This window comes from Isoptericola sp. NPDC056618 (assembly GCF_042792715.1).
In the GTDB taxonomy this organism is placed as follows: domain Bacteria; phylum Actinomycetota; class Actinomycetes; order Actinomycetales; family Cellulomonadaceae; genus Isoptericola; species Isoptericola nanjingensis.
This window is the reverse complement of the sequence record NZ_JBHTVZ010000008.1, coordinates 98,933-125,932: the sequence shown is the minus strand read 5'-3', so window position 1 is coordinate 125,932 and position 27,000 is coordinate 98,933. Positions and strand designations below refer to the sequence as shown.

The following is a 27,000-nucleotide window of genomic DNA, read 5'->3' as shown; positions in this document are numbered from 1 at the left end:
CCATGAGTGACCTCATCGCCCAGAACGCCGACCTCTCCGAGGGAGACGCCGAGTGGCTGCACCTCCTCGTGGGCGACTGGCAGCTCGTGTCCGACCTCGCCTTCGCCGACCTGGTGCTGTGGCTCCCCACGTCCGACGGCGGTTTCGTCGCCCTCGCCCAGTGCCGTCCGTCCACCGGGGCGACCGTGCACTACGACGACATCGTGGGGTCGTTCGCGCCCGACGGGCAGCGCCCGCAGCTCGCGGCCGCCATGACGGAGGTGCGCGCGCAACGCTCCCGCGAGCCGCGCTGGTTCGGCGCCTACGCCGTCCGCGAGGAGGCGGTGCCGGTGGTGCACGAGGGGCGGCCGATCGCCGTCGTCGCCCGGCAGACCAACCTCGGGTCCGGGCGCACGCCCAGCCGGCTCGAGCTCAACTACGTGGAGTCGGCCGACGACATCCTCGCGATGATCGCGCGCGGCGAGTACCCGGCGACCAACGCCGCCACCGGCCCCCGCCGCGGCGCGCCGCGCGTCGGCGACGGGCTGATCCGGCTCAACTCCGAGGGGGAGGTGCTCTACGCCAGCCCGAACGCGCTGTCGTGCTTCCATCGGCTCGGGGTCATCGGGCCGCTCGTCGGGCAGTCGCTGGTCGAGGTGACCGCCGACATCGTCCAGTACCAGGACACGGTGGACGAGTCGCTGCCGCTGGTCGTCATGGGGCGTGCGCCGTGGCGCACCGACATCGAGGCCAAGGGTGTCGCCCTGTCCCTGCGTGCCCTGCCGCTCACGGACCACGGGCAGCGCATCGGCGCGGTCCTGCTGTGCCGCGACGTGTCCGAGCTGCGCCGTCGTGAGCGCGAGCTCATGACCAAGGACGCGACCATCCGCGAGATCCACCACCGCGTGAAGAACAACCTCGCCACGGTGGCCGCGCTGCTGCGGCTGCAGGCCCGCCGGATGGACGTGCCCGAGGCTCGGGCCGCGCTGGAGGAGGCGATGCGCCGGGTCGCGACCATCTCGATGGTGCACGAGTCGCTGTCGCAGACCCTCGACGAGCACGTGGAGCTCGACGACATGCTGAGCCGCGCGCTGCGGCTGGCCGCCGACGTGGCGTCGACGCGCACGCAGGTGCGCACCCAGCAGACCGGGTCGTTCGGCATGGTCCCGGCACAGGACGCCACGCCCCTCGCGCTGGTGCTCACCGAGCTGGTGACGAACGCCGTCGAGCACGGGTTCCCCGGCCGGGAGTCGGGCAACGTCGAGATCGACGTGCAGCGCGACGGCGCCTCGATGCGCGTGGTGGTCGCCGACGACGGCGTGGGGATGCCGGAGGGCATCGCCACGCTGGGTCGCGCGTCGCGCAGCGGGCTGGGGTCGCAGATCGTGCAGACGCTCGTGACGAACGAGCTGGGCGGCACCATCGACTGGGAGGCGCGCGACGGCGGCGGCACCCAGGTGGTGCTGGAGCTGGAGCTGCGCGACGGTCAGTCGGCCGCGCGGGCCGGGTACTGACGGGCGCCGCGCCCGGGACGCCGGACCGACGCCGACACGGCCACAGTCCCAGTCACGGTCCCGTCACAGACGAAGGGACGGACCGCGTCGCGGTCCCGTCCCTTCGTCGTCGTGGGGGTGCGTCAGCCGGCGCGGCGGGCGCGCGCGGTGCGGCGCTTGAGCGCGCGGCGCTCGTCCTCGCTCATGCCGCCCCAGACGCCGGCGTCCTGGCCGGACTCGATGGCCCACTTCAGGCACGTGTCGACGACGTCGCAGCGACGGCACACGGCCTTGGCCTCCTCGATCTGCAGGAGGGCGGGGCCGGTGTTGCCGATGGGGAAGAAGAGCTCAGGGTCCTCGTCGAGGCAGGCGGCCTTGTGGCGCCAGTCCATGTCATCTCCTCGGTGCAGGGGGACCTGGTCCGTCAGAGGGGCGCGCCTGAGGGCGCGCCAAACCGGGTCCGATGGGTGGGGGTTGATCTGCCGTCCAGCGTCACACCTCGTGAAGCGCCGCACAAGGGGTTACGTGAAAGTTTCTCCCGCATGAAGCGTGAGTGCTTCATCACACTGTCGTGAAACTGCAGGTCGCACGTATTCTGACGTGTCATGCGCGCTCCTGTCACCCCCTCGTCCGATGCCGACGGCGCTCCGGAGGGGCCCCGCCCGCCGGGCCTGAAGGTCGTCGCCGCGGGGGTCGGGATCGAGGCCGTCCTGCTCGTCGGGGCTGCCGTGATGATCGGGATCGAGGTCGTGCGCGGCGCCTCCAACAGCGTAGCCGTGAGCGTCTTCCTCGTGCTCTTCTTCCTCGGCCTCGCGTGGCTGCTCGTCGGGTCCTGCCGTGCGCTGTGGGCGGGACGTCGCGGCGGCCGGGCGCCGATCGTCGTGTGGCAGATCATGCAGGGCCTCGTCGGTGTCAGCCTCCTGACCGCCGGGGCGGCCGGGGCGGTGCTCGCGGGCCTGGGCCTGCTGCTCGTCGCCGCCGCGGTGCTCGTCGCGGTGATGACGCGCCGGGTCGTCGAGGCGACGTCCGGCTGAGTCCGCGGCGGCTGAGTCTGCGGCGACAGGGTCCATGGCGGCCGGGTCCACGTCTGCCGGCCGGGCCACCTGCACGACCTGCACCCGCCCCGCCTGCACGAGCGCCCCGCGCCCCGCGCGCGCCGGTCCGGGGTCGACGGCGTCCGCGAGCGGTACGCCCAGCAGGTCGTCCGCCCCGCGCTCGCCCGGGTGCAGCACCACCCCCGTGCGGCGCGCGCGGAGCTCGGCGAGGACGCCCCGGTGCGCCAGCGCCGCCCCCGTGGAGCTCGCCGCCGCCACGAGCACGAGGCCGGTCCCGTCGGTCAGCGCGGAGATCCGCTCCGCCTCCAGCGGGTGCTGCTGGGCGAGGACGTCGAGGTCGTCCACCACGAGCACGCCGGGACCCTGGTCCGTGACGGCAGGGAGGGCCGCGCGCCCGTCGCCCGGTGGTCCCGCAGGGCCGTCCGGCAGCCCGTCCGGCAGCCCGTCCAGCAGCCCGGCGAGCAGCCCGGCCAGGGCTGCCGGCGACGGTGCCACGGCCGGGACGTCGCCGGCGTCCTGGCGCAGGACGGCATCCCGCGAGACCACGCCGGCCAGTCGTCCCGCCGCCGCCAGCCGCCGGACGACGAGCCGCAGGACGGTGGTGCGGCCGCTGGCACGCGGTCCGGTGACGAGGGCGCCACGGCCGACGTCGAGCTCGACCGGGCCGGCCGCGTCGCCCCCGACCCCGACGGGGACGAGCAGCATGCCGCCGCCGCGCGGGTCGGCGGCACGGTGCCGGGGACCGCGCCCCGGTGCCGTGGGCAGGTCGGCCTCCACGACCGTCGTGGGCAGCGGCCGGACCTTCACCGGCGCAGCGGCCCCCCGCCCGGCCGCGCGGCCGCCGGGAACGGCGTCGGGGACGGACGGTTCGTCCGGCAGCAGGACCTGGCACAGGACCTGCTCGCGTGCGAGCCAGGCGGCGCGACCTGCGGGCCCGCCGCGACCGGCGAGCCCCGACGGCGCCCCGAGGAGCACGTCGGCGTGCGCCTCGGGGCCGAGCAGCACCAGTCGCGGCCCGGCCCGCGCGGCGAGCCCGCCGAGGGTCGCGCCGTCGGACGCGAGCGCGAACGCGACGCCGGGCGAGGCCAGCGCCCGCACGAGCGGGTCCCACGGGTCCGGTCCGGCGAGCGCGGCGCGCAGCTCGTCGACGCCGTCGACCACGACGAGCGTCCGTGCCCGGCGCTGCGCCGCGTCCGTCGCCAGCAGGCGCAGCAGCCGTGCCGCTCGCCGCGGCGCCGCGGGGCCGGCGAGGGTGCCGAGGCCCGGGTGCCGCTCGAGGCGGGCGAACCGGGGGAGCGAGGCCGCCGGTGCCAGCACGTGCACGTGCCAGCCCTCGTCCAGCGCGGCCACCGCCGTCGTCAGGAGCGCCGTCGTCCTGCCGGAGCGTGCGCGGCCCACGACGCCGAGGTGCCCCGTGTCCGGGTCCCAGCGCACGACGGTCCGGCGCTGGCGGTCGGGATCGTCGCCCAGCGCGAGGGGGAGGCCCGCGGAGTCGTCGACGGCCCCGGGGACGTCCTGGACCTGGACGCGCTCGGGCAGCGGGGGCAGCCACGGAGCGGCGCCGGGGCGGAGGCCTCGCGCGGCGGCAGCGTCGACGAGCGTGTCGACGAGCGAGTTCACGGGGCACGACGTCGCGCCGGCTCCCGCGGAGCGCTCGCGCGGGTCGCGCCCCGACGGTGCCGCCACCGGCGGCGTCCCCCAGGCCGGAGCCCGGCGCACCTGGTCCCCGGCCGTCGTGGGGAGCCCCGAGGCATGAGCGCACTGGAGCGCCACCGGTGGCTCGGACCCGCGGCGCAGGACGGCGCGCCCCGGCGTCCCCGGTACGATCCGGGCGGCCGCGGGCGTCTCGACCACGTCGAGCGAGTCCGCGGCGTCCACGACCCGTAGCGCGAGCCGCGCCGAGACGTTGGCCCGCACGTCGGCGCTCACGGCCCCCGCGGGCCGCTGCGTGGCGAGCACCAGGTGCACGCCCAGGGAGCGACCCTGCGCGGCCACGCGCAGCAGCCCGGGCAGGAAGTCCGGCAGGTCGTCGGCGAGGGCGCGGAACTCGTCCACCACCACGACCAGCCGCGGCGGCGCGTCGGGCACCCCCGGAGGCAGGGCGGCGAGGTCCGCCGACCCGTGCCGGGCGAGGACGTGCTCGCGCCGGCGCAGCTCCGCGCGGAGACCGGCCAGGGCGCGGCCCGCCAGCCCGGGGTCGAGGTCCGTGACCTGGCCGACGACATGCGGCAGCCGCCCGCACGCGCCGAACGACGCGCCGCCCTTGAAGTCGACGAGTGCGAGCGCGAGGTCGCGCGGGGACCGCTGCGCCGCGAGCCCCAGCACGAGCGACTGCAGCAGCTCGGACTTGCCCGCCCCCGTGGTGCCGGCCACCAGCAGGTGGGGCCCGTCCGCCACCAGGTCGAAGGTCACGGGCCGCCCACGGGCGTCCCGGCCGAGCGGCACCGCCCAGCCGGTGGTGGTGTCCCAGGCGGCGCCGGGATCGGGTGCGTCGTCGAGCAGGTCGACCAGCGGGACGGCGGCGGGGAGCCGCGGGTCTGTCGGGTCGCCGTCGTCGCCGGGCCCGCCCGCCTCGTCGTACCCGTGCGCCCGGTCCAGCATGGCCAGCGACCGGCGCAGCCCCGCCAGGCCCGCGACGAGTCGCGCGACCTGCTCCGCCCAGGCCGCGTCGACGCCGACGAGCGGCCCGGTCGTGGCGGAGCCGTCCGGCGCCGCCCGCCGGACCCGGCCCGCGCGCACCCGCCACGTCGTGCGGCACCACGACGGCACGGGGGCGCCGTCGGGCAGGCACAGCAGCACGGCGCCGCCGCGCGCGAGCACCTCGTCGGGCCGCGCGGTGACGGCGGCACGGTCGGGCGCGGCGGGCGCGTCGACGACGAGGAGCGGCGGGCCGGCGGTCGGCAGCCAGCGGCACCACGACCAGGCGTCGCGGGCGCCGACGACGTCCACCGACGCGCCGGCCGCGGCGAGCTCGGCGACCACCGACCGCGCGGCCGCGAGCACGTCCGCACGCGGTCCGACCACGGCGATCGCGCCGTCGGGCACCAGCTCGGCGACCGCGCCCGCCACCACCGCACCACCTCCCTGACCGGCCGCCCCGGGGGTCGCGCCCCGGGGCGACGGCCCGCCGCGGTGACCGCCGGCGCAGGCCCGCGCCGCGGCCCGCGCGCACGCGGCGTCCCACGCTCCGTCCGACGCCTGGTGGGCCGCGACCAGCCGGGCGAGCAGCGGGCCGGGTGCCTCGCCCACGACGCGGGGCGGGGCGTCCCCGGGCGCCGTCCCGTGGCCGGTCGCCGGGTCGGCGGCGGCGGGGCCGGACCCGCCGCGTCGCCGCCGTCGCGCGGCGAGGAGCTGGGGCACCAGGGTCGCGACGCCGAGCAGGGAGAACAGCGCGTACGCCGGCTGCCGCAGCACCGCGGCGAGCACCAGCGAGCCCACGACGGGCAGCGCGGCGGTGGCGAGCATCCCCGCGCCGGGCCCGGACGGCGCCGCCGCGTCGGCGGCCTCACGGCCAGGGACGGCGTCGAGCCAGGCCGCCACGGTCCCGGAGCGGTGCAGCGTCCATGAGCGCACGCCGCGCGGGCCCCTCACCTCGAGCACGCTGCCGGCGCGCCAGCGGCGCGGGAGGCGCCCCACCGACCGCGCACGCCGTCGCGCCAGGGCAGCGTCGCGGACGAGCCGTGCGGTCGCGCGGGGCACGCGGGCACGCCGGTCGTCGGACGACTGCCGTCCGCCAGCCGTGCACGGGAACGCCGTCGTGCCCGGTCCGCGTCGCGTGAGCCGCACGGTGACACGGTCCGGCCGCCGCGGGTCCACACGCACCACGAGGCCGCCCTCGGACGTCGGGCCCGTGTCGTGGGGCAGCGCCGTCGACCCGCCGGGCGCGAGGGCGACGGTCGCCCCCGCGGCGGGGCCGTCGGCGCGGGCGGCGAGCCACGGCCCGTCGAGGACGGCCGCCGCCGGGCGGGCGATGCCCGAGCCTGCGCGCACGCCCGCTGCCCCGCCGTCGAGCACGGCGACGACGGCCCCGGGCAAGAGCGGGCGGCGCCCGACGACGTCGTCGTCGGACACGAGGACGCCGCCGGCGCGCAGCGGGACGTGCCGCAGCTCGGGTCGGCGCAGGAGGTCGGCGAGCCCCGCCCGGCACGCGCCGAACGGCCGCCCCGCCGGCAGGAGCACGTCCTCCCCCGGACGCACGGTGACCCGGACGTCGCCCGTCCGCCCCCGGGCGTGGCCGGGCGCGGGGACGACGAGGGCGGGCACCGAGGAGGTCGACATGACCCCCAGGGTGCCCGCCCGGGAAGGCCGTCGCGGACGGCCTGTGGACAACTCCCGCTACTCGCTCGCCAGCGCCTCCACGGGGGAGGTCTTCACCGCGGTGCGGGCGGGGGCGACGGACGCCACCAGCCCGGCCACGGCGGCGACGAGCAGCATCAGGAGGACGTCGCGCCACGGGACCACGATGACGGGGGTGCCCGCCCAGCCGAGCGCCGCGGCGGCGCCGGCCCAGCCGTAGACCAGCCCGAGCAGCACGCCCAGGACGGCGCCCACCAGCGCGATGAGCAGGCCCTCCACCGCGAGCATGCCGCGCAGCTGGCCCTTCGACAGCCCGATCGCCCGCAGGGTGGCGGACTCCCGGCGCCGCTCGATGACCGACAGCGACAGCGTGTTCGCCACGCCGATGAGGGCGATCACGACCGCCGCCGCCAGGAGACCGACGACGATCCCCAGCGCGGTGTCGATCACCTGCTGGAAGCCGGCACGCTCCACCGCCGCGCCCATGACGTCGGCGGGGGCCTCCGTGTCGGCGACCGCGTCCTGGATCGACGGCACCACGGAGGCGGCGTCGGACGGGTCGTCGAGCCCCACCCACAGGCTGGTCACCGGGGCGTCGGGGTCGAGGGAGGACAGGTCGTCCGGCACCACGAGCACCCCGGTGTCCGCGAGGTCGGTGACCGCGGCCTTCAGGTCGAGGGAGCCGTCCGGGCCGGTCAGGGTGAGGACCTGGCCGTCGGTGATGTGCCAGTTCTCGGAGACCTCCTCCGGCACGACGACGGTGCCCGCCGCGAGCGGCTCGACCATCTCGGTGCTCCGCAGCACCGACGCCGCGTCGTCCGGGGTCACGCCCCGGACGGTGACGGCGAAGCCCTCGTCCACCCCGTCGCCGGTGACCGTGGCGGCCGTGGCCCGCGCCTCGACGACGCGGGAGACCCCGGAGACGTCGCTCACGGTGCCGGCGAGCGCCGACGGGACGGGCGTCACGACGGCGTCCCCGGCGGCGACGCTCGTCGGGTCGCTCGACAGGTCGGTCGAGACGGTGACGTCCACGGGGTAGCGGGAGTCGAGCTCGGCGTCCATGGTCACCCGGGCGCTCGCGGCGCCGGTCGACATCATGCCGACGAGCGTGACGCCGATGAGCAGCGCGGTGGACGTGGCGGCGGTGCGGCGCGGGTTGCGCAACGTGTTCGCGGCCGCGAGCCGCGCCGTCGGGCCGGACGCCCCGACGAGGCGCCCGGCGAGCGCCACCACGCGGGGCAGCCAGAACACCGAGCCCACCAGGACGCCGACGAACGACAGGGCGCCGCCCGCGACACCGAGCAGGAGCCCCGTGGTGGGCTCCTCGCCGACGGTGCTCATCGCGACCCCGCCGCCCAGCAGGGCGAAGCCGATCACGGAGACGAGGATCGAGAGCACCAGGCGCACCCGGCCTGCGCCGCGGGAGGCCGACGGCGCGTCGGCGGGACGCAGGGCCTCGAGCGGCGCGACGCGCGTCGCGGCCCGGGCGGGGGAGAGCGCCGCGACCAGCGTCACGAGGGTGCCCACCGCCAGCGGGATGAGGACGACGGCGGGGGTGATCGTGACCGTCGCCGGCAGCGGGACCCCCAGGTCCATGCCGCGGCCGATCGTGAGCGCGGCCTGCCCCAGCCCGACGCCGGCCACCAGACCGACCGCTGAGGACAGCAGGCCCAGCACGGCCGCCTCGAACAGCACCGACCGGCGCAGCTGGCCCTTGTCCGCGCCGACGCACCGCAGCAGGGCGAGCGTGCGGGTGCGCTGGGCGACCAGCACCTGGAAGGTGTTCGCGATGACGAGCGCGGCGACCAGCAGCGCCACGGCGGCGAAGACCAGCACGAACAGCGTGAACATGACGTTCTCGCCACCGGTCATCTCGCTGGCGACGGCCTCGGCGTGCTCCTCGGGCGTCACGACCTTGAGGTCGGCGGTGTCGGCGCCCGACGCCGCGGCGCCGTTGGTGAGCGCGCCGGTGATCGCCGTGCGGGCCTGCTCGACGGCGGCCGGGTCGTCGAGGGTGACGAGCATGGTCGTCGGTGCGACCGTCTCCTCGCCGGGGGCGGTGAGGTCCTTCTCCCAACCGGCGACGTCCGCCGCCGGGGCGACGGCCGCGCCGCCCTGCATCGAGTAGGCGCCGTACGGGTCGGTGAGCGTGCCCGACACGGTGAGCTGCTCGCGGACCTCGGTCCAGGCGTCCTCCTCGGAGCTCTGGTCGCCCTCGAGGACGTTGCGCACGAGGGTGATCGTGTCGCCCGGGGCGGCTTCGAGACGCTCGGCGACGTCGACCGGCAGCGCGATCTCGCCCGACGCCTCGGGGAGGGAGCCGTCGGCGACCTCGAGCGGCAGCACGCTCGTGTCCGTGGGCTCGGCCAGCACCCCCTGGTAGATGGTGCGACCGCCGGCCTCGAGCTGCTGGTACGTCATGAGCTGGGGGTCGGCCGTGGCCACGCCGGCGGTGCCGCGCACCGCGTCGAGGGCGGCGTCGTCGGCGGGGACGCCGCGGACCACGAGGTCGGCGCCCGTGAACTGGGCGGCGATCGAGTCGTAGGTGGTGCGGGTGATGACGTTGCCCGCGAGGAGGGTGATCGCGACGAACGCGGTGCCGATGACGATCGCGACGCCCGCGGCGGCGAGCCGGCCGGCGCTGCGCCGCATCTGCGACAGGGTGAGGCGGATCATCGCGAGGCCACCGTCCGCAGCGCGTCGAGGCCGGCGAGCGCGGACTCCGGCGTCGGGTCCGTGATGTCGCCCGCGATCTTGCCGTCGGCGATGAGGACGACGCGGTCCGCGTAGGCGGCGGCCGCCGGGTCGTGGGTGACCATGATGATCGTGCGGCCGAGCTCGCGCACCGAGCGGCGCAGGAAGCTCAGCACCTCCGCGCCGGAGCGGGAGTCGAGGTTGCCGGTGGGCTCGTCCGCGAACACGACGTCGGGCTGGGCGATGAGGGCGCGCGCGATGGCGACGCGCTGCTGCTGGCCGCCGGACAGCTCGCTCGGGCGGTGCGTGAGCCGCTTGCTCAGGCCGAGCGTGTCGACGAGGGTGCCGAGCCACTGCTTGTCGACCGTGCCGCCCGCCAGCTCGACCGGCAGGGTGATGTTCTGCTCCGCCGTGAACATGGGCAGCAGGTTGAACTGCTGGAACACGAAACCCACGCGGGTGCGGCGCAGCGCGGTGAGGGCCTTGTCGTTCAGGCCGGTCACCTCGGTGGAGCCGATGAACGACTGCCCGCTCGTGGCCGAGTCCAGGCCGGCGAGCAGGTGCATGAGGGTCGACTTGCCGGAGCCCGACGGCCCCATGATCGCCGTGAAGCGGCCGGCCGTGAAGTCGACGTCGACGCCGTCCAGCGCGCGCACCTGCGCCTCGCCGCGGCCGTACGTCTTGGTCAGGGCGCGGGCCCGCACCGCCGGGGTGACGGTCGGTCGGGCGGCGGTGCCCTCGTCGGGGATCGGGACGTACACGGTCGTGTCCACGGAAGCTCTCCGGTGTCTCGGGGTGGTGGCCGGGACGCTCCGCGGAGCCTCCGACCAGGACATCACCGACGCTACGGAGCGGCCGCGCCGCCGACATCGGCCCGAGGGTGGGTCCTCGCGTGCTCCCAGGTCATCCCCAGGTATGACACCGACCCTGACCCGCACCCTGAACCGCCCCTGACCTGCACCCTCGCCGGACCACCGGGGTGGTCAGGACCGGGAGCAGGTTCTTGCGGTCGTGGCCCTGACAAGTCGCGGTACCGACGCCGTCCACAGGTCGTGCTCATGTCGTGGCATCCACAGCGACGCCGAGCCCGGAACCGACGCCGCCACCGTGCGCCGCCACCTCGGCCGGTGATCGTCAGGGCCAGGAGCACCAGAACATCCGCGTGGCCCTGACAACCCGGCGGCGCCCGCCACCTGTCAGGGCCAGGCCCATGGGAACCCGCGCGTGGCCCTGACAGGTCGGGGTCGAGGTCAGGAGCCGGGGCGGACCAGGCCGGTCTCGTAGGCGGTCACGACGGCCTGGACGCGGTCGCGGGCGTCGAGCTTGGCGAGGATGCGCCCGACGTGCGTCTTCACGGTGGCCTCGGCGACGAACAGGTCGGCCGCGATCTCGGTGTTGGACCGGCCGCGGGCCATGAGCACCAGCACCTCGCGCTCCCGGTCGGTGAGGCCGGCCAGCGCGTCGTGCTGGGGTGCCGCCTGGTCCGCGGGCAGCGCGGTGACCAGGTGCTCCAGCAGGCGTCGGGTGGAGGACGGTGCGATGACGGCGTCCCCGGCGTGCACGGTGCGGATGGCGGCGAGCATCTCCTCGGGCGGGGCGTCCTTGAGCAGGAACCCCGAGGCGCCGGACCGGATGGCCTCGAGGACGTACTCGTCCAGGTCGAACGTGGTGAGCACGATGACGCGCGGCGCGTCGGGCGCGGCGGTGAGTCGCGCGGTGGCGGTGAGCCCGTCCAGGTGCGGCATGCGCACGTCCATGAGCACGACGTCGACGCGGTGGTCGGCGAGCAGCCGCAGCGCCTGCGCGCCGTCCCCGGCCTCGAGCGCCACCTCCAGGTCCGGCTGGGAGTCGATCACCATGCGGAAGCCCGCGCGCACGAGCTGCTGGTCGTCGACGAGCGCGACGCGCACGACGCCGCTCCGGGCGGGTCCGGGGGCGGGCGGCGCGACGTCGTCGGCGGGCGGGGTCATGCGTCCTCCTGGGCGGTGGTCGCCGACGGGGTCGTCGGCGCGGGCGGGGCGGTCACGGGCGCCCCGGGCAGGGGTAGCTCGAGGTGGACGCGGAACCCGCCGCCCCGGCGGGGGCCGGTCTCGAGCGTGCCGCCGTACAGGTTGGCCCGCTCGCGCATCCCGCGCAGCCCGAACCCGGGGTCGTCCGCGGTGGCGGCGGCGCCCCGGCCGTCGTCGAGCACCTCGAGCTCGACGGTCGAGGGCGTCCAGCGCACCGCGACGGTCACGGCCGGGTCGGGGCCGGCGTGCTTGCGCACGTTGGTCAGCGACTCCTGGCACACGCGGTACAGCGTGAGGCCCATGCCGGCGGGCAGGGTGCGGGGCTCGCCGACGCGCACCAGCGACACGCGCTGGCCCCCGTCCCGCGCCTGCGCGACGAGGTCCTCGATCTCCTCGACGCCGGGCTGCGGCGCGGGGCGCGCCTGGCGGGGCTCGTCGGCGACGACGGACGCCGGCCGCGGGGCGCCGCCCGGGCCCGTGGTGAGCGCGCGCGGCGACGCGGGACCGGGGGCCGCCTCGACGCGAGCCGCGTCCTCGTCGTCCTGCGAGCGCAGCACGCCGAGCAGGCGCCGCATGTCGGTGAGCGCGGTGCGCCCGGTCTCGCTGATGGTGCCCAGCGCGCGCACGGCGGCCTCGGGGTCGGACGCCGCGGCGTACCGGCCGCCGTCGGCCTGCGCGACGACGATGGACAGGGAGTGCGCCACGATGTCGTGCATCTCGCGGGCGATGCGGGCGCGCTCGGCGGCGGCGCTGATCCGGGCCTGCTGGTCGCGCTCGATCTCGAGGCGGTGCGCGCGGTCGCGCAGGGCGTCCATGGTGACGCGGCGGGACCGTCGCACGAGGGCGAACGCCCAGACGGCGAGGCCGGTGACCAGGCAGAAGATGCCGACCGGGACCATCTCGAGCACGGCGGAGGCGCCCCCGCCCGAGCGGACCCCGACCGCGATCGGCAGCACGACGACGGTCCCGAGGGCCGTGGAGCAGATCGCGGTGACGTGCGCCCACGTGGGGCCGTAGACCGTCACGGAGAACAACGACACGAGGATCAGCAGGTCCCCCGGCATGATCATCGGGTAGCCGGCGAGCATGTGGGCGAGTGCGACGGCGAAGACCGCGATCGCGGACGGCACGGCGCGGGTGCGCCGCCACGGCAGGGGCGCCAGCATGGCGACGGTCCAGGCGATCGAGCCGCCGCGATCGAGGTACGGCTCGGTCGAGTAGAGGTCGGTGGCCGAGGTCAGCATGAGCGCGGCGAGCAGCACGGTCGTCGTCAGGTCGACGCCGAAGCGGTGCGCCTCGAACCAGCGCCCCATCCTCTCGATCCAGCTCATGTCCGCCAGGGTAGGCGGGAGCGGGGAGCGGGCGCGTCCGCCCGGGGGCGGACGGGCGGAGCGACGCGTCGTCCCGCAGGGGGACAGGACCCACGCACGACGACGGGGGCGGCTGCCGCCGTCGCGGACGGCGACGTGCCGGCGCGTCATCTCCATGTCACACCCGGCTGGCGCCGACGCGGCGTGGGGAGGGGTCCAGGACCAGCGACGTTGCCGCTAGCATGAGGGAATGACCCACGTACTGCTGGCCGAGGACGACCCGGCTATTGCCGAGCCTTTGGCGCGGGCTCTCACGCGTGAGGGTTACGACGTCATCGTGCAAGGAACTGGTCAAGGAGCCGTCGACAACGCCGGGAGCGCGGACATCGTCGTCCTCGACCTGGGCCTTCCTGACATGGACGGCCTGGACGTGGCACGGGAGATCCGCGGCTCCGGGCTGACCGTGCCGGTGCTGGTGCTCACGGCGCGCGCGGACGAGGTGGACCTGGTCGTCGGGCTCGACGCGGGCGCCGACGACTACGTGACGAAGCCGTTCCGCCTCGCGGAGCTGCTCGCCCGCGTCCGGGCGCTGCTGCGCCGCACGCACGGCGAGACCGGCGAGGACGAGGAGCTGCGCGCGCAGGACGTGCGCGTCGACGTCTCCGCGCACCGCGCGTTCCAGGGCGACCGCGAGCTGCACCTGACCACCAAGGAGTTCGACCTGCTCAAGGTGCTGGTCGCGAACGCCGGGTCGGTCGTGGTGCGCGACACCCTCATGCGCGACGTCTGGGGCTCCGACCCGGTCGGCTCCACCAAGACGCTCGACATGCACGTGTCGTGGCTGCGCCGCAAGCTCGGCGACGACGCCAACGCCCCGCGCTACGTCTCCACCGTGCGAGGGCTCGGGTTCCGCTTCGAGCTCGGCGCGAGCTGACGCCGACGGGACTGGGCTGACCTCGTGCGTCGCCGCGTCCTGCTGGCGACCATCTCCGCGGTCGCCGTCGCCGTGCTCCTGCTCGGCGTCCCGCTCGGCATCTTCGGTGCCCGGTACGTCCTGGCCACCGAGGAGCAGCGCGTCACCAACCGGGTGGACACGCTCGCCCGCAGCGTCGACAACAGCCTCGACCGGGGCGACGTCGTCGAGGAGTCGACGGTGCAGCGCGCGGCCGAGGGCAGCGAGGGCGACCTGCCGGCGTACGTCGTCGTCACGCTGCCGGACGGTACCCAGCTGACGGCGGGCGAGCCGGTCTCTCCGCCGACGATCGACAAGGCGAAGCTCACCGACAAGAACGTCGGCGTGTCGATGACGGTGTCGGCCATCGGCGCCTACGTGAAGTCCGCGCAGACGGTGGTGCTGGTCATCATCGCGGGCATCGTCGCGATCGCGGCCGGCATCGCGGTGGCGGTGTGGCAGGCGAACCGGCTGTCCGCGCCCCTGGTCTACCTCGCGGCGTCCGCGGAGCAGCTGGGATCGGGTCAGGTGCGCCCGCGCCTCGAGCCGTCGGGGGTCGAGGAGATCGACCTCGTCGCGGCGGAGCTGGCGCGGTCCGCCGACCGGCTCGCGGGACGTCTCGCGGCGGAACGGCAGTTCACCCAGGACGCGTCGCACCAGCTGCGCACGCCGCTGACGGCGCTGACGATGCGGCTCGAGGAGATCACGCTCGCCTCCGACGACCCCGAGGTCGTCGAGGAGGCCCGCATCTCGCTCGAGCAGGTGGAGCGGCTGGTGACCGTCGTGGACGACCTGCTCGCGGCGTCGCGGCGCTCGCAGGGCGGCACGACGGAGGCCGTGGTGCTGGCGGACGTCGTGCACCAGCAGGAGGAGGAGTGGGCGCCGACGTTCGAGCGGGCCGGTCGGCGGCTCGTCATCGAGGTCCCCGACGGCATGCAGGTGCTCGCGACGCCGGGAGCCCTGGCGCAGATCATCGCGACCCTGCTCGAGAACTCGCTCAAGTACGGCGACGGGACGACGACGGTGCGGTCGCGCCCGTCGGGCACGACCGGCGCGGTCGCGATCGAGGTCGCCGACGAGGGGGAGGGCGTGGCCGACGACGTCGCGACCCGCATCTTCGAGCGCGGCACGACGACGGGCGGCAGCACGGGCCTCGGCCTCGCCCTGGCGCGCGACCTGGCCGCCGCCGACGGCGGCCGGCTCGACCTGGTGCAGCGCCGGCCCCCGATCTTCGCGCTCTTCCTCGCGGGCGTGCCGCGCACGCTCGACCCGCACCTGGTGCTGCCGCCCGGCACGACGATCTCGTCGCGCGGCCGCCGGCGGGGCTGGCTGCACCACCAAGGCGGCTGACCCCCCGGCGGGGCCGGTATCCTCGATGCCCGTGACCGGACCCACTGCCTCCGCCCCTGTCGTCGCCGTCGTCGGAGGAGGTCAGCTCGCCCGCATGATGGCTCCCGCCGCCGCCGAGCTGGGCGTGGGCCTGCGGGTGCTGGTCGAGGACCCGGCGTCGTCGGCCGCGCAGGTGGTCACCGACGCTCCGGTCGGCGTGGCGAGCGACGACGCCGCGATCCGTGCGCTCATCGCCCCGGACGACGGTCGCGCCCCGGCCGCGGTGCTCACGTTCGAGCACGAGCACGTGCCCAACGCGCTGCTGCACGACCTCATCGACCACGGCACGCCGGTGCGCCCCGGCCCGGACGCGCTGGTGCAGGCGCAGGACAAGATCGTCATGCGGCGCCGCCTCACCGAGCTGGGCCTGCCGTGCCCGCGCTGGGCTGCGCTGCCGACCGACCCGGCCGCCGCGCGCGACGCGCTCGCCGCGTTCCTCGCCGAGGAGGCCGGGCACGAGGCCGTGGTGAAGACGTCCCGCGGCGGCTACGACGGCAAGGGCGTGCGCGTCGTGTCGTCGCCCGACGACGTCGCGGACTGGCTGCAGGCCGCGGCCGACGGCGGCCCCCCGCTGCTGGTGGAGCGCAAGGTGCCGTTCGTGCGCGAGCTCGCGGCGCTGGTCGCCCGCCGCCCGTCCGGCGAGGTGCGGACCTGGCCCGTCGTCGAGTCGATCCAGCGCGACGGCGTCTGCGCGGAGGTCGTCGCGCCCGCGCCGGACCTCGACCCGGCGGTGGACGCCGAGGCGCGCCGGATCGCCGTCGCGGTGGCCGACGGGCTCGGCGTCACGGGCGTGCTCGCCGTCGAGCTGTTCGAGACCCGGGAGGCCGACGGCACCGCCGCGGTGTGGGTCAACGAGCTCGCGATGCGCCCCCACAACTCCGGCCACTGGACCATCGACGGCGCGGTGACGAGCCAGTTCGAGCAGCACCTGCGCGCGGTGCTCGACCTGCCGCTCGGCGACACCGCCGCCCGCGCGCCCTGGACGGTGATGGCGAACGTGCTCGGCTCGAGCCTCGACGCCCTCACCGACGCGCTGCCCGACGTGCTCGCACGGTTCCCCGAGGCTCGCGTCAACCTGTACGGCAAGGGCATCCGCCCGGGCCGCAAGCTCGGGCACGTCAACGTCAGCGGCACCGACCTCGACGAGGTCCGCCGTCGCGCCCTCGACGCCGCGGCGCTGCTGCGCGGCGAGACCGTCACCGGCACCGTCCCGAGCACCCCCACCACCAAGGAGCACGCATGAGCACGCCCGCCGTCGGCATCGTCATGGGGTCGGACTCGGACTGGCCGGTCATGGAGGCCGCCGCCGACGCGCTGGCCGAGCTGGGCGTCGAGGTCGAGGTCGACGTCGTCTCGGCGCACCGCATGCCGACCGAGATGATCGACTACGGCCGCACGGCGTCCGAGCGAGGGCTGCGCGCGATCGTCGCGGGCGCCGGCGGCGCCGCGCACCTGCCGGGCATGCTCGCCTCGGTGACGCCGCTCCCGGTGATCGGGGTGCCCGTGCCGCTGCGGTACCTCGACGGCATGGACTCGTTGCTGTCGATCGTCCAGATGCCCGCCGGCGTGCCGGTCGCGACCGTCTCGATCGGGGGGGCGCGCAACGCCGGCCTGCTCGCGGCGCGCATCCTCGCCTCGGGCACGGACGCCGGGTCGCTCGCGCTGCGCGAGCGGATGGTCGCGTTCCAGGCCGAGCTCGGAGACGTCGCCCGCGCCAAGGGGGACAAGCTGCGCGCCGCTCGCGAGGGCGCGCGCAGCACCGGCTTCTCGGCCTGACGGCGCGCGCCCGCGGACCTCGACCACCAGGTCGGTCCCCTGCCAGGAGACGCCTCGACGTCGGCGTCCGGGGTGCCCGCGAGCCCGGGACTGCCTCGGCGTCAGCCGGGCATGCCCCCGACGGTGCTGCCGGGGTCCAGCTCGCCGTCGCGGACGTCGGCCCAGAACTGGTCGACCTTGTCCTCGTCGAGCAGCACGGTGGAGCCGACGCCCGTACCGGGGTCGTAGCCCGGGTTCGCGATCGGCGGGGTGCCGGTGACGCCCTCGGGGCCGGTGGCCGCCTTGAACGCCAGCCCGAGCCGGCCGAGGTCGACGATGCCCGTCTTCTCGTCCACGGTGAGGGCGTCGGTGCCGGCGTTGACGAGCTGGACCTGGTTGACCGGGTTGAGCAGCACGCTCGGCTTGACGACCTTCGCGGCGACGGCGGCGATGACCTGCTGCTGCCGCTCGGCCCGGCCGATGTCGCCCTTCGGGTCGGAGTAGCGCATGCGGGAGAACGCGAGCGCGGTCTCGCCGTCGGCCATGTGGCAGCCGGCCTCCCACGTCAGCTCGCTCTTCGGGTCGTCGACGTCGCGGTCGTAGCAGAGCTCGACGCCGCCGACGGCGTCGACGATCTCCTCGACGCTGCCGAACCCGACCTCGACGTAGTGGTCGATCGACAGGCCCGTGAGGCCCTCGACCGTCTCGACGAGCAGCGGGGCGCCACCGAAGGAGTACGCCGCGTTGATCTTGTTCGGGTCGTGGCCCGGGATCTCCGTGTAGGTGTCGCGGGGGATCGAGATGAGCGAGGCGGGCCCGCTCCGCGGCTTCTGCAGCACCATGATCGTGTCGGTGCGGGCGCCCTCGGTGCCGTCGTCGGCGACGCTGCCCGTGCCGCGCGCGTCGGAGCCGGCGAGCAGGTAGGTGGTGCCGGGCGTGCCCTTGGCGTCGGACAGGGCGTCGACGTGCTGGATCTTGCCGTTCGCCCAGACGACCAGGCCGATCGGCCACGCCAGGACCAGCACCAGGAGCAGCACGAGGACGAGGCCCGCGACGCGGCCCTTGCGCACGCGGAACCTGCCGCCCCCGGCGGTCGCCGCCGCGGCGCCCCCGCCGCTGCCGGGCGGGGGAGTGCGCCGCGCCTGGCCCTGGGCCGACGCGGGCATGACGCGCGTGCCCGAGCCCTGCCGGGCCTGCGGAGCGCGCGACTGGGGTGCCCGGGAGGCCGGGGCCGACGCCGAGGAGCCGCGCGGCGCGTACGACCGGGGCTTCTGCTGGGCGCTGCCGCGACGCTCGGGCGGCGTCGTCGGGATCTCGCGCGACGACTGGCGCCGCACGCGCGGCTCGACCGGGGCGGCGTCGTCGCGCCGGCCCACGCGGCCGCCCGTCGGCGGTGCGGACGGCCGGGACCCGCCGCCCACGGGGATGGCGTCGCCGGAGCCGCTGGGCCGGTCGGACCGGCCGCCGGACGGCGTGAAGCTCGGCGGGATGCGCTGGTCGTCGTTGCTCATGGTTCCCCCGCGCTCATCCGCACACCGACGTCACGTCGGCGCCCGTGAAGGCCTCCTCGCCGGCGTCGCGGGTCCGCTTCGGCTCGGGGTTCTTCTCGCCATCGCCGGAACCGTCGTCGGCGGCCTCGTCGTCCTGCGTGCCGGGCTCGTCGTCCGCCACCGGGGTGGCGTCGACGTCGTCGGTGCCCTCGGCGGCCTGCGTGCCCGTGCCGGCGTCGTCGTTCGCGCCGTCCTTCGTCGCGCCGTCCTTCGTCGCGCCGTCCTTGCCGCCCTTGGCGTCGTCGGACTCGGTGTCGATCGCGTCGCTCAGCGGACGGTCGTGCTTGAGGTTGTCCCAGACCTCGTCCGCCTCGTCGGTGAGCAGGACGTTCGCCGCGTTGTTCGGGTCGTACATGTACGGCGCGGTCATGAACGCGATGGTGTCAGGACGGACGTTGCGCGCGCTGTACGCGAGCCCGGCGAGTCCCTGGATGGACGCGAAGTTGCTGCTCATCGTCATGGAACCGGTCACGGCGCCGAGGAACTTCAGCGACTTGGTCGGGTCGGCGAGCGTGCCGGCGCTCATCACCTGACGGGCGACGGCGGCCAGCAGCTCCTGCTGGCGGCCGATGCGGCCGAGGTCCGACCCGTCGCCGAGCCCCTTGCCGGTGCGGGCCCGGGCGTACTTGAGCGCGGTGTCGCCGTCGAGCTCCTGCACGCCGGCGGAGAGGACGAGGTGGTCGGCCTTCGGGGCGTCGATGTCGTTCGGGATGCACAGCTCGACGCCACCGAGCGCGTCGACCATCTTCTCGAAGCCGGCGAAGTCGACGACGACGAAGCCGTCCATCTGCACGTCGGTGATGGTCTCGATGGTCTTCTGCGCGCACAGTGCGCCCGACTCCACGTCGCCGCCCGTCAGGACGCCCTGGGCGAAGGCCCCGTTGAACTTCGAGCGGGACACGGGCGAGGTCTGCCCGCCGGAGGAGGTGGGGCACGACGGGATGTCGATCGTGGTGTCCCGGGGGATCGACAGCATCTCCACGCGGGACCGGTCGGACGAGATGTGCATGATCATCGTCGTGTCCGAGCGGGCGCCCTGGGTGCCGTCGCCCACGATGTCGGCGTTGTCGCCGCCGCGGCTGTCGGAGCCCATGAGCACGATGTTCAGCGGCATGTCCGCGTTGGGGTCCTCCGGCATGACCTTCTCGGGCCGGTCGGCGCCGAGCAGCTTGTCGGAGTCGACGGCGGTGATGTTGCCGGTGAGCTTCACCGCCGCGGTCGCGCCGCCGACGGCGACGAACGCCAGGACCGCGGTCAGCCCCATCCCCAGGGTGCGCGCGACCGTGTGCCGGCGCAGGGCGCGGGCGTGCGAGGGCCCCGTGGACGTGCCGGGGCGCGAGGCGACGTGGCGTGGGGTGGTGCGGGTCACGGGAAGCGAGCATAGAGGGTCGGTGTCACGCCGCTGCGGTGCCCGAGGACCGGGACGGTAGAGGAAATGTGTGGGTCGAACGTCGGCGCTGGTCCGCAGCCCGTCGCCGATCGGGATCGTGGGGGAGACTTGTGGTCGTGACGGACACGACGCCGCACGCGCGCCGGGCTCCCGCGGCGACCGGCACCCCTGATCCCCGCACGGGTACCGCGCGGCCCCCGGCCGGACGGCGCTACCGGCGTGCCGTCGCCGCGCTCACGCTCGTGGTCGCGGCGTGGACGGTGGTGTGGGCCGCGGTCACGCCCATGTTCCGGTCGCCCGACGAGCAGAACCACGTCAACAGCGTGCTGCGGATCGCGTACGGCGGCGGCTGGCCGTCGCCCGGCGACGCCTACTTCTCCCCGGCGATCGCGCAGGCGGTCGACGAGGCCCGGTACCCCGCCGACCTGCCCGGCCGGTGGCAGCACCGCGAGGACGCCCGCCAGTTCGTCGACGTCGTGCCCGTGCCGCGCGAGGACCGCACCCGCCTCGACGCCGGCAACGCGCTGGGCGACGCGTCGTCGGGCACCGAGGTGGACCAGATGACGCAGCACCCCCCGCTCTACTACGCCCTGGGCGCGGGCGTGCTGCACGCGACGGGGCTCACCGACGCCCGCTGGGACCAGGTCACGCTGGCGCTGCGGCTCCTGGACGCGCTGCTGCTCGCGCTCGTCGTACCCCTCGCCGCCGAGTCGGCACGCCGGGCCACGGGGTCGCCGTCCGCGGGCCTGGTCGCCGGGGCGTTCCCCCTCCTCCTGCCGCAGCTCGGGCACGTCATGGGGGCCGTGAACAACGACGCCCTCGTCGTCCTGGCGTGCGCCGCCGCGACGTACCTCGCCGTGCGGGTGGTCACGGGGGACCTGCGGTGGCGGGTGGCCGTGGCGATCGGCGTCGTGCTCGGCCTCGGCCTGCTCACCAAGGTCATGCTGGCGTTCGCGGTGCCCATGGTGGTCGCGGCGTACGCGCTCGCCCGCGGGCGCCGCTGGCCCGGCCGGCTCGGCCGCCTCGCCGTCGCAGGCGGCGTGACGCTCGCCGTCGGCGGGTGGTGGTGGGTGCGCAACGTGCTCACCCTCGGCGCCGTGCAGCCCGTCGGCCGGCCCCGCGAGCTGACCATCCTCGCGACCGTGCCCGACGCCGACGTCCCGTCGATCATCGCGGGCCGGCTCGCGCAGTCGTTCTTCGGGAACCTGTCGTGGCTCGAGGTGCACCTCGCGGGGGCGTGGATCGTCTGGGGGACGGTGGCGCTCATGGCCGCGTCGCTCGCGGCGCTCGTCCTGCCCGGCGCGCGCCGGACCGCCGTCGTCGTGCTGCTCACCCCCGCCGCGCTCGCGGCGGGCGTCGCGTACAACGCCTGGGACTTCCACGCCGAGACCGGCCGCCTGGTCGCGATCCAGGGGCGGTACGTCTTCGGCGGCGTCGTCGCGCTCGCGACGGCGGTGGCGATCGCGGCCTGGCAGCTCGCGCGGCGCTCGGACCGGCGCCTCGCCCGCGGCGTGCCGGTCGTCGTGACGCTCGCGCTCGCCGCCGCCGTCGGCGGCCTGCTGTGGGCGTTCGACGCGTTCTACCGGGGGTCCGGCGAGACCTTCGGCGACGCCGTGGACCGGTGGCTGGCCTGGAGCCCGCTGCCCGAGCCCGCGCTCGTCGCCCTGCTGGCCGTCGCGGGTGCCGTGCTGCTCGGGGGGCTGGTCGTCGGGCTCCTGTGGCCCCGTAGACTCGCGGCGTCGTCGATCGACCCGGCCCCCGGCGCCCTGCCGCCGGCGGCCCCCGGCGCCCCGAAGGATGCGCGATGAAGCTGTTCGTCCAGATCCCGTGCCTCGACGAGGCCGGGACGCTCCCGCTCGTGCTCGCCACGATCCCGCGCGAGGTCGAGGGGTTCGACAGCGTCGAGGTCCTCGTGGTCGACGACGGGTCGACGGACGGCACGGCGGAGGTCGCCCGCCGTCTCGGCGTCCGGCACGTCGTGCGGCACACCAGCACGCGAGGGCTGGCGCGGTCGTTCCGCGACGGCGTCGACTACGCGCTCGCCCACGGGGCCGACGTCGTGGTCAACACGGACGGCGACAACCAGTACCCGTCCGAGCGCATCGGCGACCTCGTCGCGCCGATCGTCGCGGGCGAGGCGGACATCGTCGTCGCGGACCGCCAGACGGCGACGATCGAGCACTTCTCCCCGTTCAAGAAGCGGATGCAGCGGTTCGGCAGCCGCGTCGTCAGCGCGGCCGCCGGGACGTCGCTGCCGGACGCCGCGAGCGGCTTCCGCGCGTACTCGCGGGGTGCGCTGCTGCGGCTGAACGTCGTGACCCAGTTCAGCTACACCATGGAGACGATCGTCCAGGCGGGGAACAAGCGCCTGCGGATCACGAGCCTGCCGATCACCACCAACGCGAAGACGCGCGAGTCGCGGCTGTTCGCCAACATCTGGCAGCACATGGCCCGGTCGGGGAAGGCCATCGTGCGGTCGTGGATCATGTTCCGCCCGCACCTGGTGTTCCTCACGCTCTTCGCGGTGTTCTTCGTCGCGGCGGCCGTGCCCGCCGTCCGGTTCCTCGTCTTCCTCGCCCAGGGGGACGCCGGCGGCCACGTGCAGTCGCTCGTCTTCGCCGGCGCGATGCTCGTCGGCGCGCTGCTGTGCCTCGCGCTGCTCGTGGTCGCCGACCTGCTGCGCACCAACCGCACCCTGATGGAGGAGACCCTCGAGCGGCTCAAGGAGCTCCAGTACGGCCCGCGGCCCGACGACGGCGCCCACGGCGGCGCCGCGGCCGTGGCGCGGGACGACGAGGACGCGCACGCGTGATCGTCGCGTTCGGCACGTACGACGCCGCCCGGCACCCGCGCGTCGGCGTGCTCGTCGACGGGCTGCGCGCCCACGGGTACACGGTGCGCGAGCTCGACCGGCCCCTCGGCCTGAGCACCGCCGAGCGGGTGCGGATGCTGCGCCGGCCGTGGCGCCTGCCCGGCCTGCTGGTGCGGCTGCTGCGCTGCTGGGTGCTGCTCGCGGGCGACGTCGTGGCGCACCGTCGCGCGCACGGCCGCCCGGACGCGGTGCTCGTCGGCTACCTCGGCCACTTCGACGTCGTGCTCGCCCGACTGCTGTTCGGTCGCGCCCCGGTGCTGCTCGACCACCTCGTCTTCGCGGGGGACACCGCCGCCGACCGCGGCGCGCGGGGTGCGCGGGTCACGCTGCTGCGCGGCCTGGACCGCGTCGCCACGTCGTGCGCCGACGTCGTGCTGCTGGACACCCCCGAGCACCTGCGGATGCTCGGCGAGCTCGCCGGATCCCGCGCCGCCCGCGGGCTCGTCGTGCCCGTCGGGGCACCGCAGGAGTGGTTCGACGCCGCTCCCGCCGACCCCACCGACGATGCCCCTGCCGACGCTGCCGCGACCGACGACGCCCGGCCCCTGCGCGTCGTCTTCTTCGGGCTCTTCACGCCGCTGCAGGGCACCGACGTGCTGGCCGAGGCGCTGGCCGCCGTGCTGCCGCGGGCGGCCGAGGACGCCGCCCGCGGCGGGCGTGCCCTGGAGGTCACGCTCGTCGGCTCCGGCCAGGACCTCCCGTCCGTGCGCGACCGGCTCCGCGGCACCCCCGGGATCACCTGGTGCGACTGGGTGGAGGCAGACGACCTGCCGGCCGTCGTCGCCGCCCACGACGTCTGCCTCGGGATCTTCTCCGCGACCCCCAAGGGGCTGCGCGTCGTGCCGAACAAGGTGTTCCAGGGCCTCGCCGCCGGCTGCGTGGTGGTCACCTCCGACACGGAGCCGCAGCGGCGGCTGCTGGGCGACCACCTCGAGCTGGTCCCGCCCGCCGACCCGGCGGCGCTCGCGGACCGGCTGCTCGCCCTGCGCGACCCGGCCGCCCTCGTCGCGGCCAGGGCCCGCGCGACGACCGGGCGGGACCTCGCCCGGCCCGCCGCCGTCGTCCGTCCGCTGGTCCGGCTGCTCGCGTCGCGCGGTGTGCGGCCGTGACGGGCGACGCGGCGGGCGAGACCGGGGCGCCGTCCGGGCGGCTCGCCCGCGCGCTCGCGGTGCTGCGGTCGCCCTGGGTGCGCTGGGGCTTCCTCCTCCTCGCGCTCGGGCTCGCGGTGTACGCCGTCGTCGCCGCGGGGGACGACCTCGCCCGCGCGGCCGCCGAGCTCTCCTGGCAGCGGCTCGCCGTCGCGCTCGTGCTGTCGGTCGCCTTCGTGCTGTGCACCTTCGTGTCGTGGCGCGTCGTGCTCGCCGACCTCGGCGCCCCGACCGGCCTGCGGGTCGCGCTGCGGGTGTTCGGCCTGAGCCAGCTGGGCAAGTACGTGCCGGGCGGGGTGTGGAACGTCGTCGCGGCGGCGGAGCTCGGCGTCGACCACGGGATCGCGCGCCGCACGTCCGTGACGACCACGGCGGTCGCGACGCTCGTCGGGGTCGTGTCCGGCGCGGTCGTCGGCCTGGTCGCGCTGCCCTTCGTCGCGACCGGGGCGCTGGGGGCCGCCGGGCCGGTGCTGTGGGCGCTGCCCGCCGTCGCCGTCGTCCTGCTGCCGCCCGTGCTCAACCGTCTGGTCGCGTGGGCGCTGCGGGTCGCGCGCCGCCCCCCGCTCGACCGCCCGCTCGGGTGGCGTGGGCTCGGCGCCGCCACGTTGTGGTCGGTGGCCGGGTGGCTGCTCGCGGGGGCGCAGGTGTGGGTGCTCGCCGTCGGCCTCGGGATGCCGCCCGACGCGCAGGGCGTCGCGCTCGCCGTCGGCGGCTACGCGCTGGCGTGGGTGGTCGGGTTCCTCGTCGTCGTCGTGCCCGCCGGCGCCGGCGCGCGCGAGCTGGTGCTGCTCGCGGTGCTGGCCGGAGCGCTGCCGCACGCCGCGGTGCTGCTGCTGGTGCTGGTCAGCCGCGTGCTGGTGACGCTCGCCGACCTCGCCCTCGCCGGCCTCGGCGCGCTCGCGCGGCCGAGGTAGGCGCCTCGAGGAGACGCCGCTCGCGCGGCGGGGCGTGGTGCCACCACGGCCGCCGTGCTGGCAGGCTGGCCCCGGCCGACCATGACCCTGCAAGCCGCTGGTGCCGCTGCCCGAGCCGTCGAGGACGAAGGAATGCCCGTGCCGAACACCGCCGCCTCCCTGCCACCGCTCACGCTGTACGGCAGCCTGCGGTGGGACGTGGTCGAACCGCTGCTGCCGGGGGCCGCCGGCCGTGTGCTCGAGGTGGGCTGCGGCCAGGGCGCGGTCGGCGTCCGGCTCGCCGCCCGCGCCGCGGCGTACACGGGCGTCGAGCTCGACGCCGACAGCGCGCGCACCGCCGAGCAGCGCCTCGTCGAGGCGGGGGTGCCGGGCACGGTCGTGCAGGGACCGCTCGACTCCCTGCCCGCCGCCGAGCGCTTCGACCTCGTGTGCGCGTTCGAGGTGATCGAGCACATCGAGGACGACGCCGCGGCGCTCCGCGAGTGGGGCGCGCGGCTGCGACCGGGCGGCACCCTGCTGCTGTCCACGCCGGCCTGGCAGCGCCGGTACGGCCCGATGGACGAGGCCGTCGGGCACTTCCGCCGCTACGACCCGGCCGCCCTCGTGGCCCTGCTGCGCGACGCCGGCCTGACCGACGTCGGCCTGCGCCTGTACGGCGTCCCGCTCGGGTACGCGCTGGAGGCGGCGCGCAACCAGCTCGCGCGCCGGCGGCCCGGACTGCGCGAGGAGGGCAGCACGGCGGACCGCACCGCACGCAGCGGGCGGCTGTTCCAGCCGTCGACGTCCGCGCAGGGCACGCTCGTGGCCGCCGCGACCTGGCCGTTCCGCGTCGCGCAGCGCGCGTTCCCGCGCACCGGCACCGGGCTGGTCGCCTGGGGCCGTGCCGCCTCCTGAACCACGAGGAAACGCCCGCAGCAGGTTCTCGTCAGGCGGTGATGCGCTCGGTCTCGCGCAGGCGGTCGAGGCGGGCCGGGTCGGCCGCGAGCTCGGCAGCGGTCGCGGCGGAGGCGAGGACCACGGAGCCGTCGGCGGCCCAGACGGCGAGCAGCTCGCGCAGCAGACCCCCCAGCGGGCGGACGCCGTCGACGAGCACCCGGGCACCGGGCACGCCGCTGCCGGGCACCAGGTCGGCGAACGCGACCGTGCCGTCGGGGGCGTCCAGCGCGACGGCGGCCGGGTCCGTCTCGGGGGCCCACCCGATGACGTCGCCGTAGGTCATCACGGCGCCCGCGGCGTCGACGGCGCCGGGCGGGAGGTCGCCGCCGAACGACCGGGCGAGCGCGGGCAGCGCGACCGCCACGAGGTCGGCGGCACCGGGCCCGGCGAGCACGGGGGCCCAGGCGTCGGGACGCGCGGTGACGACGACGTCGCCTGCCTTCGCGGGGGTGTCGCCGGCGGGCTCCACGGTGGCGCCGCAGCGCCAGGCGGCCAGTGCCCAGAGCACGCCGCGCCAGTGCGGGGGCAGGTCGAGCGTCACGACCGTGCCCGGTGCGGCGTCGAACTCCTCCACGAGCAGGTTCACGGTCTTGCTCACCCAGTTCTGGAGCACGGCGCCGGAGAGCTCGACCCGTTCGCCGCCGTCGCCGTACCACGTGAGGCGGGGACGCCCCGGATCCGACAGGACGAGATCCATCATCTGGGAGATCGTCGTGGGGGTGCGGCCGGCGGCGGGGAGCGGATTCACGCAGGTCAGCCTACGAGTGCCCGGACCAGCACAGGCCGGCACGCATGTGAATGGGCAGTGGAGATCGCAATCACTAGCACATTTCGACTTGACGCCTCCGAAGGACACGCGTGTAATTCCAGGTATGCAGTTTCCCTAGAGAACGGCATGGAGGGGCACGCCATGTGGAATTTGCTCGATGGGGACCGGGGGGTCTTCCCGTCAGACGTCGGCCGTGAGCCCGAGCGCGTGGCGCCGGTGCTCCCGCTGTTCGGCGCCGCTACGACCGACGACGAGACGCTCCTGGGGTGGCAGGAACGGGCGCTGTGCGCCCAGACGGACCCGGAGGCCTTCTTCCCGGAGAAGGGCGGGTCCACGCGTGAGGCCAAGAAGGTCTGCACGTCCTGCGAGGTCCGGGCCGAGTGCCTGGACTACGCGCTCGCGAACGACGAGCGTTTCGGCATCTGGGGCGGGCTCTCCGAGCGGGAGCGGCGCAAGCTGAAGCGCCGCGCCGTCTGACCCGACGCCCGA

20 protein-coding genes are annotated in these 27,000 nt (G+C 75.9%); 11 read left to right on the top strand and 9 right to left on the bottom strand.

Features of this window, described 5'->3' with window-relative positions:
- Positions 1-2: 2 nt before the first annotated feature.
- Entirely contained in the window at positions 3-1,493 is a 1,491-nt protein-coding gene (locus ACFQ8T_RS11960) for a sensor histidine kinase (RefSeq protein ID WP_430546801.1), read from the top strand.
- A gap of 122 nt (positions 1,494-1,615) precedes the next feature.
- Here the strand turns inward: ACFQ8T_RS11960 and ACFQ8T_RS11955 are convergent, their stop codons facing one another.
- The 6 genes from ACFQ8T_RS11955 to ACFQ8T_RS11930 all read right to left on the bottom strand — a co-directional run bounded on the left by ACFQ8T_RS11955 (position 1,616) and on the right by ACFQ8T_RS11930 (position 12,857).
- Positions 1,616-1,864, bottom strand: coding sequence for a WhiB family transcriptional regulator (locus tag ACFQ8T_RS11955; RefSeq protein WP_166849954.1), 249 nt, complete (start codon positions 1,862-1,864; stop codon positions 1,616-1,618).
- Between the two features lie 129 nt (positions 1,865-1,993).
- Positions 1,994-6,805: an FtsK/SpoIIIE domain-containing protein gene (locus ACFQ8T_RS11950; RefSeq protein WP_430546751.1), complete on the bottom strand. Its 4,812-nt coding sequence runs from the start codon at positions 6,803-6,805 to the stop codon at positions 1,994-1,996.
- 57 nt (positions 6,806-6,862) lie between these two features.
- A complete protein-coding gene (locus ACFQ8T_RS11945; protein WP_430546750.1) occupies positions 6,863-9,499 on the bottom strand; it encodes an ABC transporter permease in 2,637 nt (878 codons plus the stop codon).
- On the bottom strand, positions 9,496-10,290 hold the full coding sequence (locus ACFQ8T_RS11940) for an ABC transporter ATP-binding protein (RefSeq protein ID WP_430546749.1): 795 nt from the start codon (positions 10,288-10,290) through the stop codon (positions 9,496-9,498). The genes ACFQ8T_RS11945 and ACFQ8T_RS11940 overlap by 4 nt, the downstream gene beginning before the upstream one ends.
- Before the next feature lie 477 nt (positions 10,291-10,767).
- On the bottom strand, positions 10,768-11,487 hold the full coding sequence (locus ACFQ8T_RS11935) for a response regulator (RefSeq protein ID WP_430546748.1): 720 nt from the start codon (positions 11,485-11,487) through the stop codon (positions 10,768-10,770).
- A complete protein-coding gene (locus ACFQ8T_RS11930) occupies positions 11,484-12,857 on the bottom strand; it encodes a sensor histidine kinase (RefSeq protein WP_430546747.1) in 1,374 nt (457 codons plus the stop codon). The genes ACFQ8T_RS11935 and ACFQ8T_RS11930 overlap by 4 nt, the downstream gene beginning before the upstream one ends.
- 229 nt (positions 12,858-13,086) lie before the next feature.
- Here ACFQ8T_RS11930 and ACFQ8T_RS11925 point away from each other — a divergent pair, with 229 nt between their 5' ends.
- From ACFQ8T_RS11925 to purE, 4 genes are read left to right on the top strand one after another with little or no spacing between them, the layout of a single operon-like run.
- On the top strand, positions 13,087-13,770 hold the full coding sequence (locus ACFQ8T_RS11925) for a response regulator transcription factor (RefSeq protein WP_430546746.1): 684 nt from the start codon (positions 13,087-13,089) through the stop codon (positions 13,768-13,770).
- A 24-nt stretch (positions 13,771-13,794) separates the two neighbouring features.
- Positions 13,795-15,138 carry an ATP-binding protein gene (locus tag ACFQ8T_RS11920; protein WP_430546745.1) on the top strand — a complete coding sequence of 448 codons (1,344 nt, stop codon included), beginning with the start codon at positions 13,795-13,797 and terminating at the stop codon, positions 15,136-15,138.
- A gap of 25 nt (positions 15,139-15,163) precedes the next feature.
- Positions 15,164-16,420 (top strand): 5-(carboxyamino)imidazole ribonucleotide synthase, encoded by a 1,257-nt coding sequence (locus tag ACFQ8T_RS11915; protein WP_430546744.1) that lies wholly within the window; start codon positions 15,164-15,166, stop codon positions 16,418-16,420.
- Positions 16,417-16,953: a 5-(carboxyamino)imidazole ribonucleotide mutase gene (gene purE / locus ACFQ8T_RS11910; protein WP_430546743.1), complete on the top strand. Its 537-nt coding sequence runs from the start codon at positions 16,417-16,419 to the stop codon at positions 16,951-16,953. Before ACFQ8T_RS11915 ends, purE begins: the two co-directional genes overlap by 4 nt.
- 101 nt (positions 16,954-17,054) lie before the next feature.
- Here the strand turns inward: purE and ACFQ8T_RS11905 are convergent, their stop codons facing one another.
- Together ACFQ8T_RS11905 and ACFQ8T_RS11900 are read right to left on the bottom strand one after the other, a co-directional pair.
- Positions 17,055-18,443, bottom strand: a complete 1,389-nt coding sequence (locus ACFQ8T_RS11905) for an LCP family protein (protein ID WP_430546742.1) — start codon at positions 18,441-18,443, stop codon at positions 17,055-17,057.
- Positions 18,444-18,456: 13 nt separating this feature from the next.
- Complete coding sequence (locus ACFQ8T_RS11900; RefSeq protein ID WP_430546741.1) at positions 18,457-19,851, bottom strand: LCP family protein; 1,395 nt, start codon at positions 19,849-19,851, stop codon at positions 18,457-18,459.
- A 137-nt stretch (positions 19,852-19,988) separates the two neighbouring features.
- Here ACFQ8T_RS11900 and ACFQ8T_RS11895 point away from each other — a divergent pair, with 137 nt between their 5' ends.
- From ACFQ8T_RS11895 to ACFQ8T_RS11875, 5 genes are all read left to right on the top strand, one after another.
- Positions 19,989-21,680 (top strand): DUF2142 domain-containing protein, encoded by a 1,692-nt coding sequence (locus ACFQ8T_RS11895; RefSeq protein WP_430546740.1) that lies wholly within the window; start codon positions 19,989-19,991, stop codon positions 21,678-21,680.
- Positions 21,677-22,684: a glycosyltransferase family 2 protein gene (locus ACFQ8T_RS11890; RefSeq protein WP_430546739.1), complete on the top strand. Its 1,008-nt coding sequence runs from the start codon at positions 21,677-21,679 to the stop codon at positions 22,682-22,684. Before ACFQ8T_RS11895 ends, ACFQ8T_RS11890 begins: the two co-directional genes overlap by 4 nt.
- Positions 22,681-23,853 (top strand): glycosyltransferase, encoded by a 1,173-nt coding sequence (locus tag ACFQ8T_RS11885; protein WP_430546738.1) that lies wholly within the window; start codon positions 22,681-22,683, stop codon positions 23,851-23,853. Before ACFQ8T_RS11890 ends, ACFQ8T_RS11885 begins: the two co-directional genes overlap by 4 nt.
- A complete protein-coding gene (locus ACFQ8T_RS11880) occupies positions 23,850-24,806 on the top strand; it encodes a lysylphosphatidylglycerol synthase domain-containing protein (protein ID WP_430546737.1) in 957 nt (318 codons plus the stop codon). Before ACFQ8T_RS11885 ends, ACFQ8T_RS11880 begins: the two co-directional genes overlap by 4 nt.
- 138 nt (positions 24,807-24,944) lie before the next feature.
- The gene (locus ACFQ8T_RS11875) at positions 24,945-25,700 is read left to right on the top strand and encodes a class I SAM-dependent methyltransferase (RefSeq protein ID WP_430546736.1); all 756 of its coding nucleotides are present in this window, start codon (positions 24,945-24,947) and stop codon (positions 25,698-25,700) included.
- Positions 25,701-25,731: 31 nt separating this feature from the next.
- On the opposite strand, the gene ACFQ8T_RS11870 is transcribed toward ACFQ8T_RS11875, so the two are convergent.
- Entirely contained in the window at positions 25,732-26,490 is a 759-nt protein-coding gene (locus ACFQ8T_RS11870; protein ID WP_430546735.1) for a TIGR03089 family protein, read from the bottom strand.
- 162 nt (positions 26,491-26,652) lie between these two features.
- On the opposite strand from ACFQ8T_RS11870, the gene ACFQ8T_RS11865 reads away from it, so the two are divergent.
- Complete coding sequence (locus ACFQ8T_RS11865; RefSeq protein WP_430546734.1) at positions 26,653-26,988, top strand: WhiB family transcriptional regulator; 336 nt, start codon at positions 26,653-26,655, stop codon at positions 26,986-26,988.
- Positions 26,989-27,000 lie beyond the last annotated feature (12 nt).

Excerpts from the sequence above, each read along its gene's own strand:
- ACFQ8T_RS11960 (WP_430546801.1), top strand. The coding sequence starts at position 3 with ATGAGTGACCTCATCGCCCAGAACGCCGACCTCTCCGAGGGAGACGCC.
- ACFQ8T_RS11955 (WP_166849954.1), bottom strand. The coding sequence starts at position 1,864 with ATGGACTGGCGCCACAAGGCCGCCTGCCTCGACGAGGACCCTGAGCTC.
- ACFQ8T_RS11950 (WP_430546751.1), bottom strand. The coding sequence starts at position 6,805 with ATGTCGACCTCCTCGGTGCCCGCCCTCGTCGTCCCCGCGCCCGGCCAC.
- ACFQ8T_RS11945 (WP_430546750.1), bottom strand. The coding sequence starts at position 9,499 with ATGATCCGCCTCACCCTGTCGCAGATGCGGCGCAGCGCCGGCCGGCTC.
- ACFQ8T_RS11935 (WP_430546748.1), bottom strand. The coding sequence starts at position 11,487 with ATGACCCCGCCCGCCGACGACGTCGCGCCGCCCGCCCCCGGACCCGCC.
- ACFQ8T_RS11930 (WP_430546747.1), bottom strand. The coding sequence starts at position 12,857 with ATGAGCTGGATCGAGAGGATGGGGCGCTGGTTCGAGGCGCACCGCTTC.
- ACFQ8T_RS11925 (WP_430546746.1), top strand. The coding sequence starts at position 13,087 with ATGACCCACGTACTGCTGGCCGAGGACGACCCGGCTATTGCCGAGCCT.
- ACFQ8T_RS11915 (WP_430546744.1), top strand. The coding sequence starts at position 15,164 with ATGCCCGTGACCGGACCCACTGCCTCCGCCCCTGTCGTCGCCGTCGTC.
- purE (WP_430546743.1), top strand. The coding sequence starts at position 16,417 with ATGAGCACGCCCGCCGTCGGCATCGTCATGGGGTCGGACTCGGACTGG.
- ACFQ8T_RS11905 (WP_430546742.1), bottom strand. The coding sequence starts at position 18,443 with ATGAGCAACGACGACCAGCGCATCCCGCCGAGCTTCACGCCGTCCGGC.
- ACFQ8T_RS11890 (WP_430546739.1), top strand. The coding sequence starts at position 21,677 with ATGAAGCTGTTCGTCCAGATCCCGTGCCTCGACGAGGCCGGGACGCTC.
- ACFQ8T_RS11865 (WP_430546734.1), top strand. The coding sequence starts at position 26,653 with ATGTGGAATTTGCTCGATGGGGACCGGGGGGTCTTCCCGTCAGACGTC.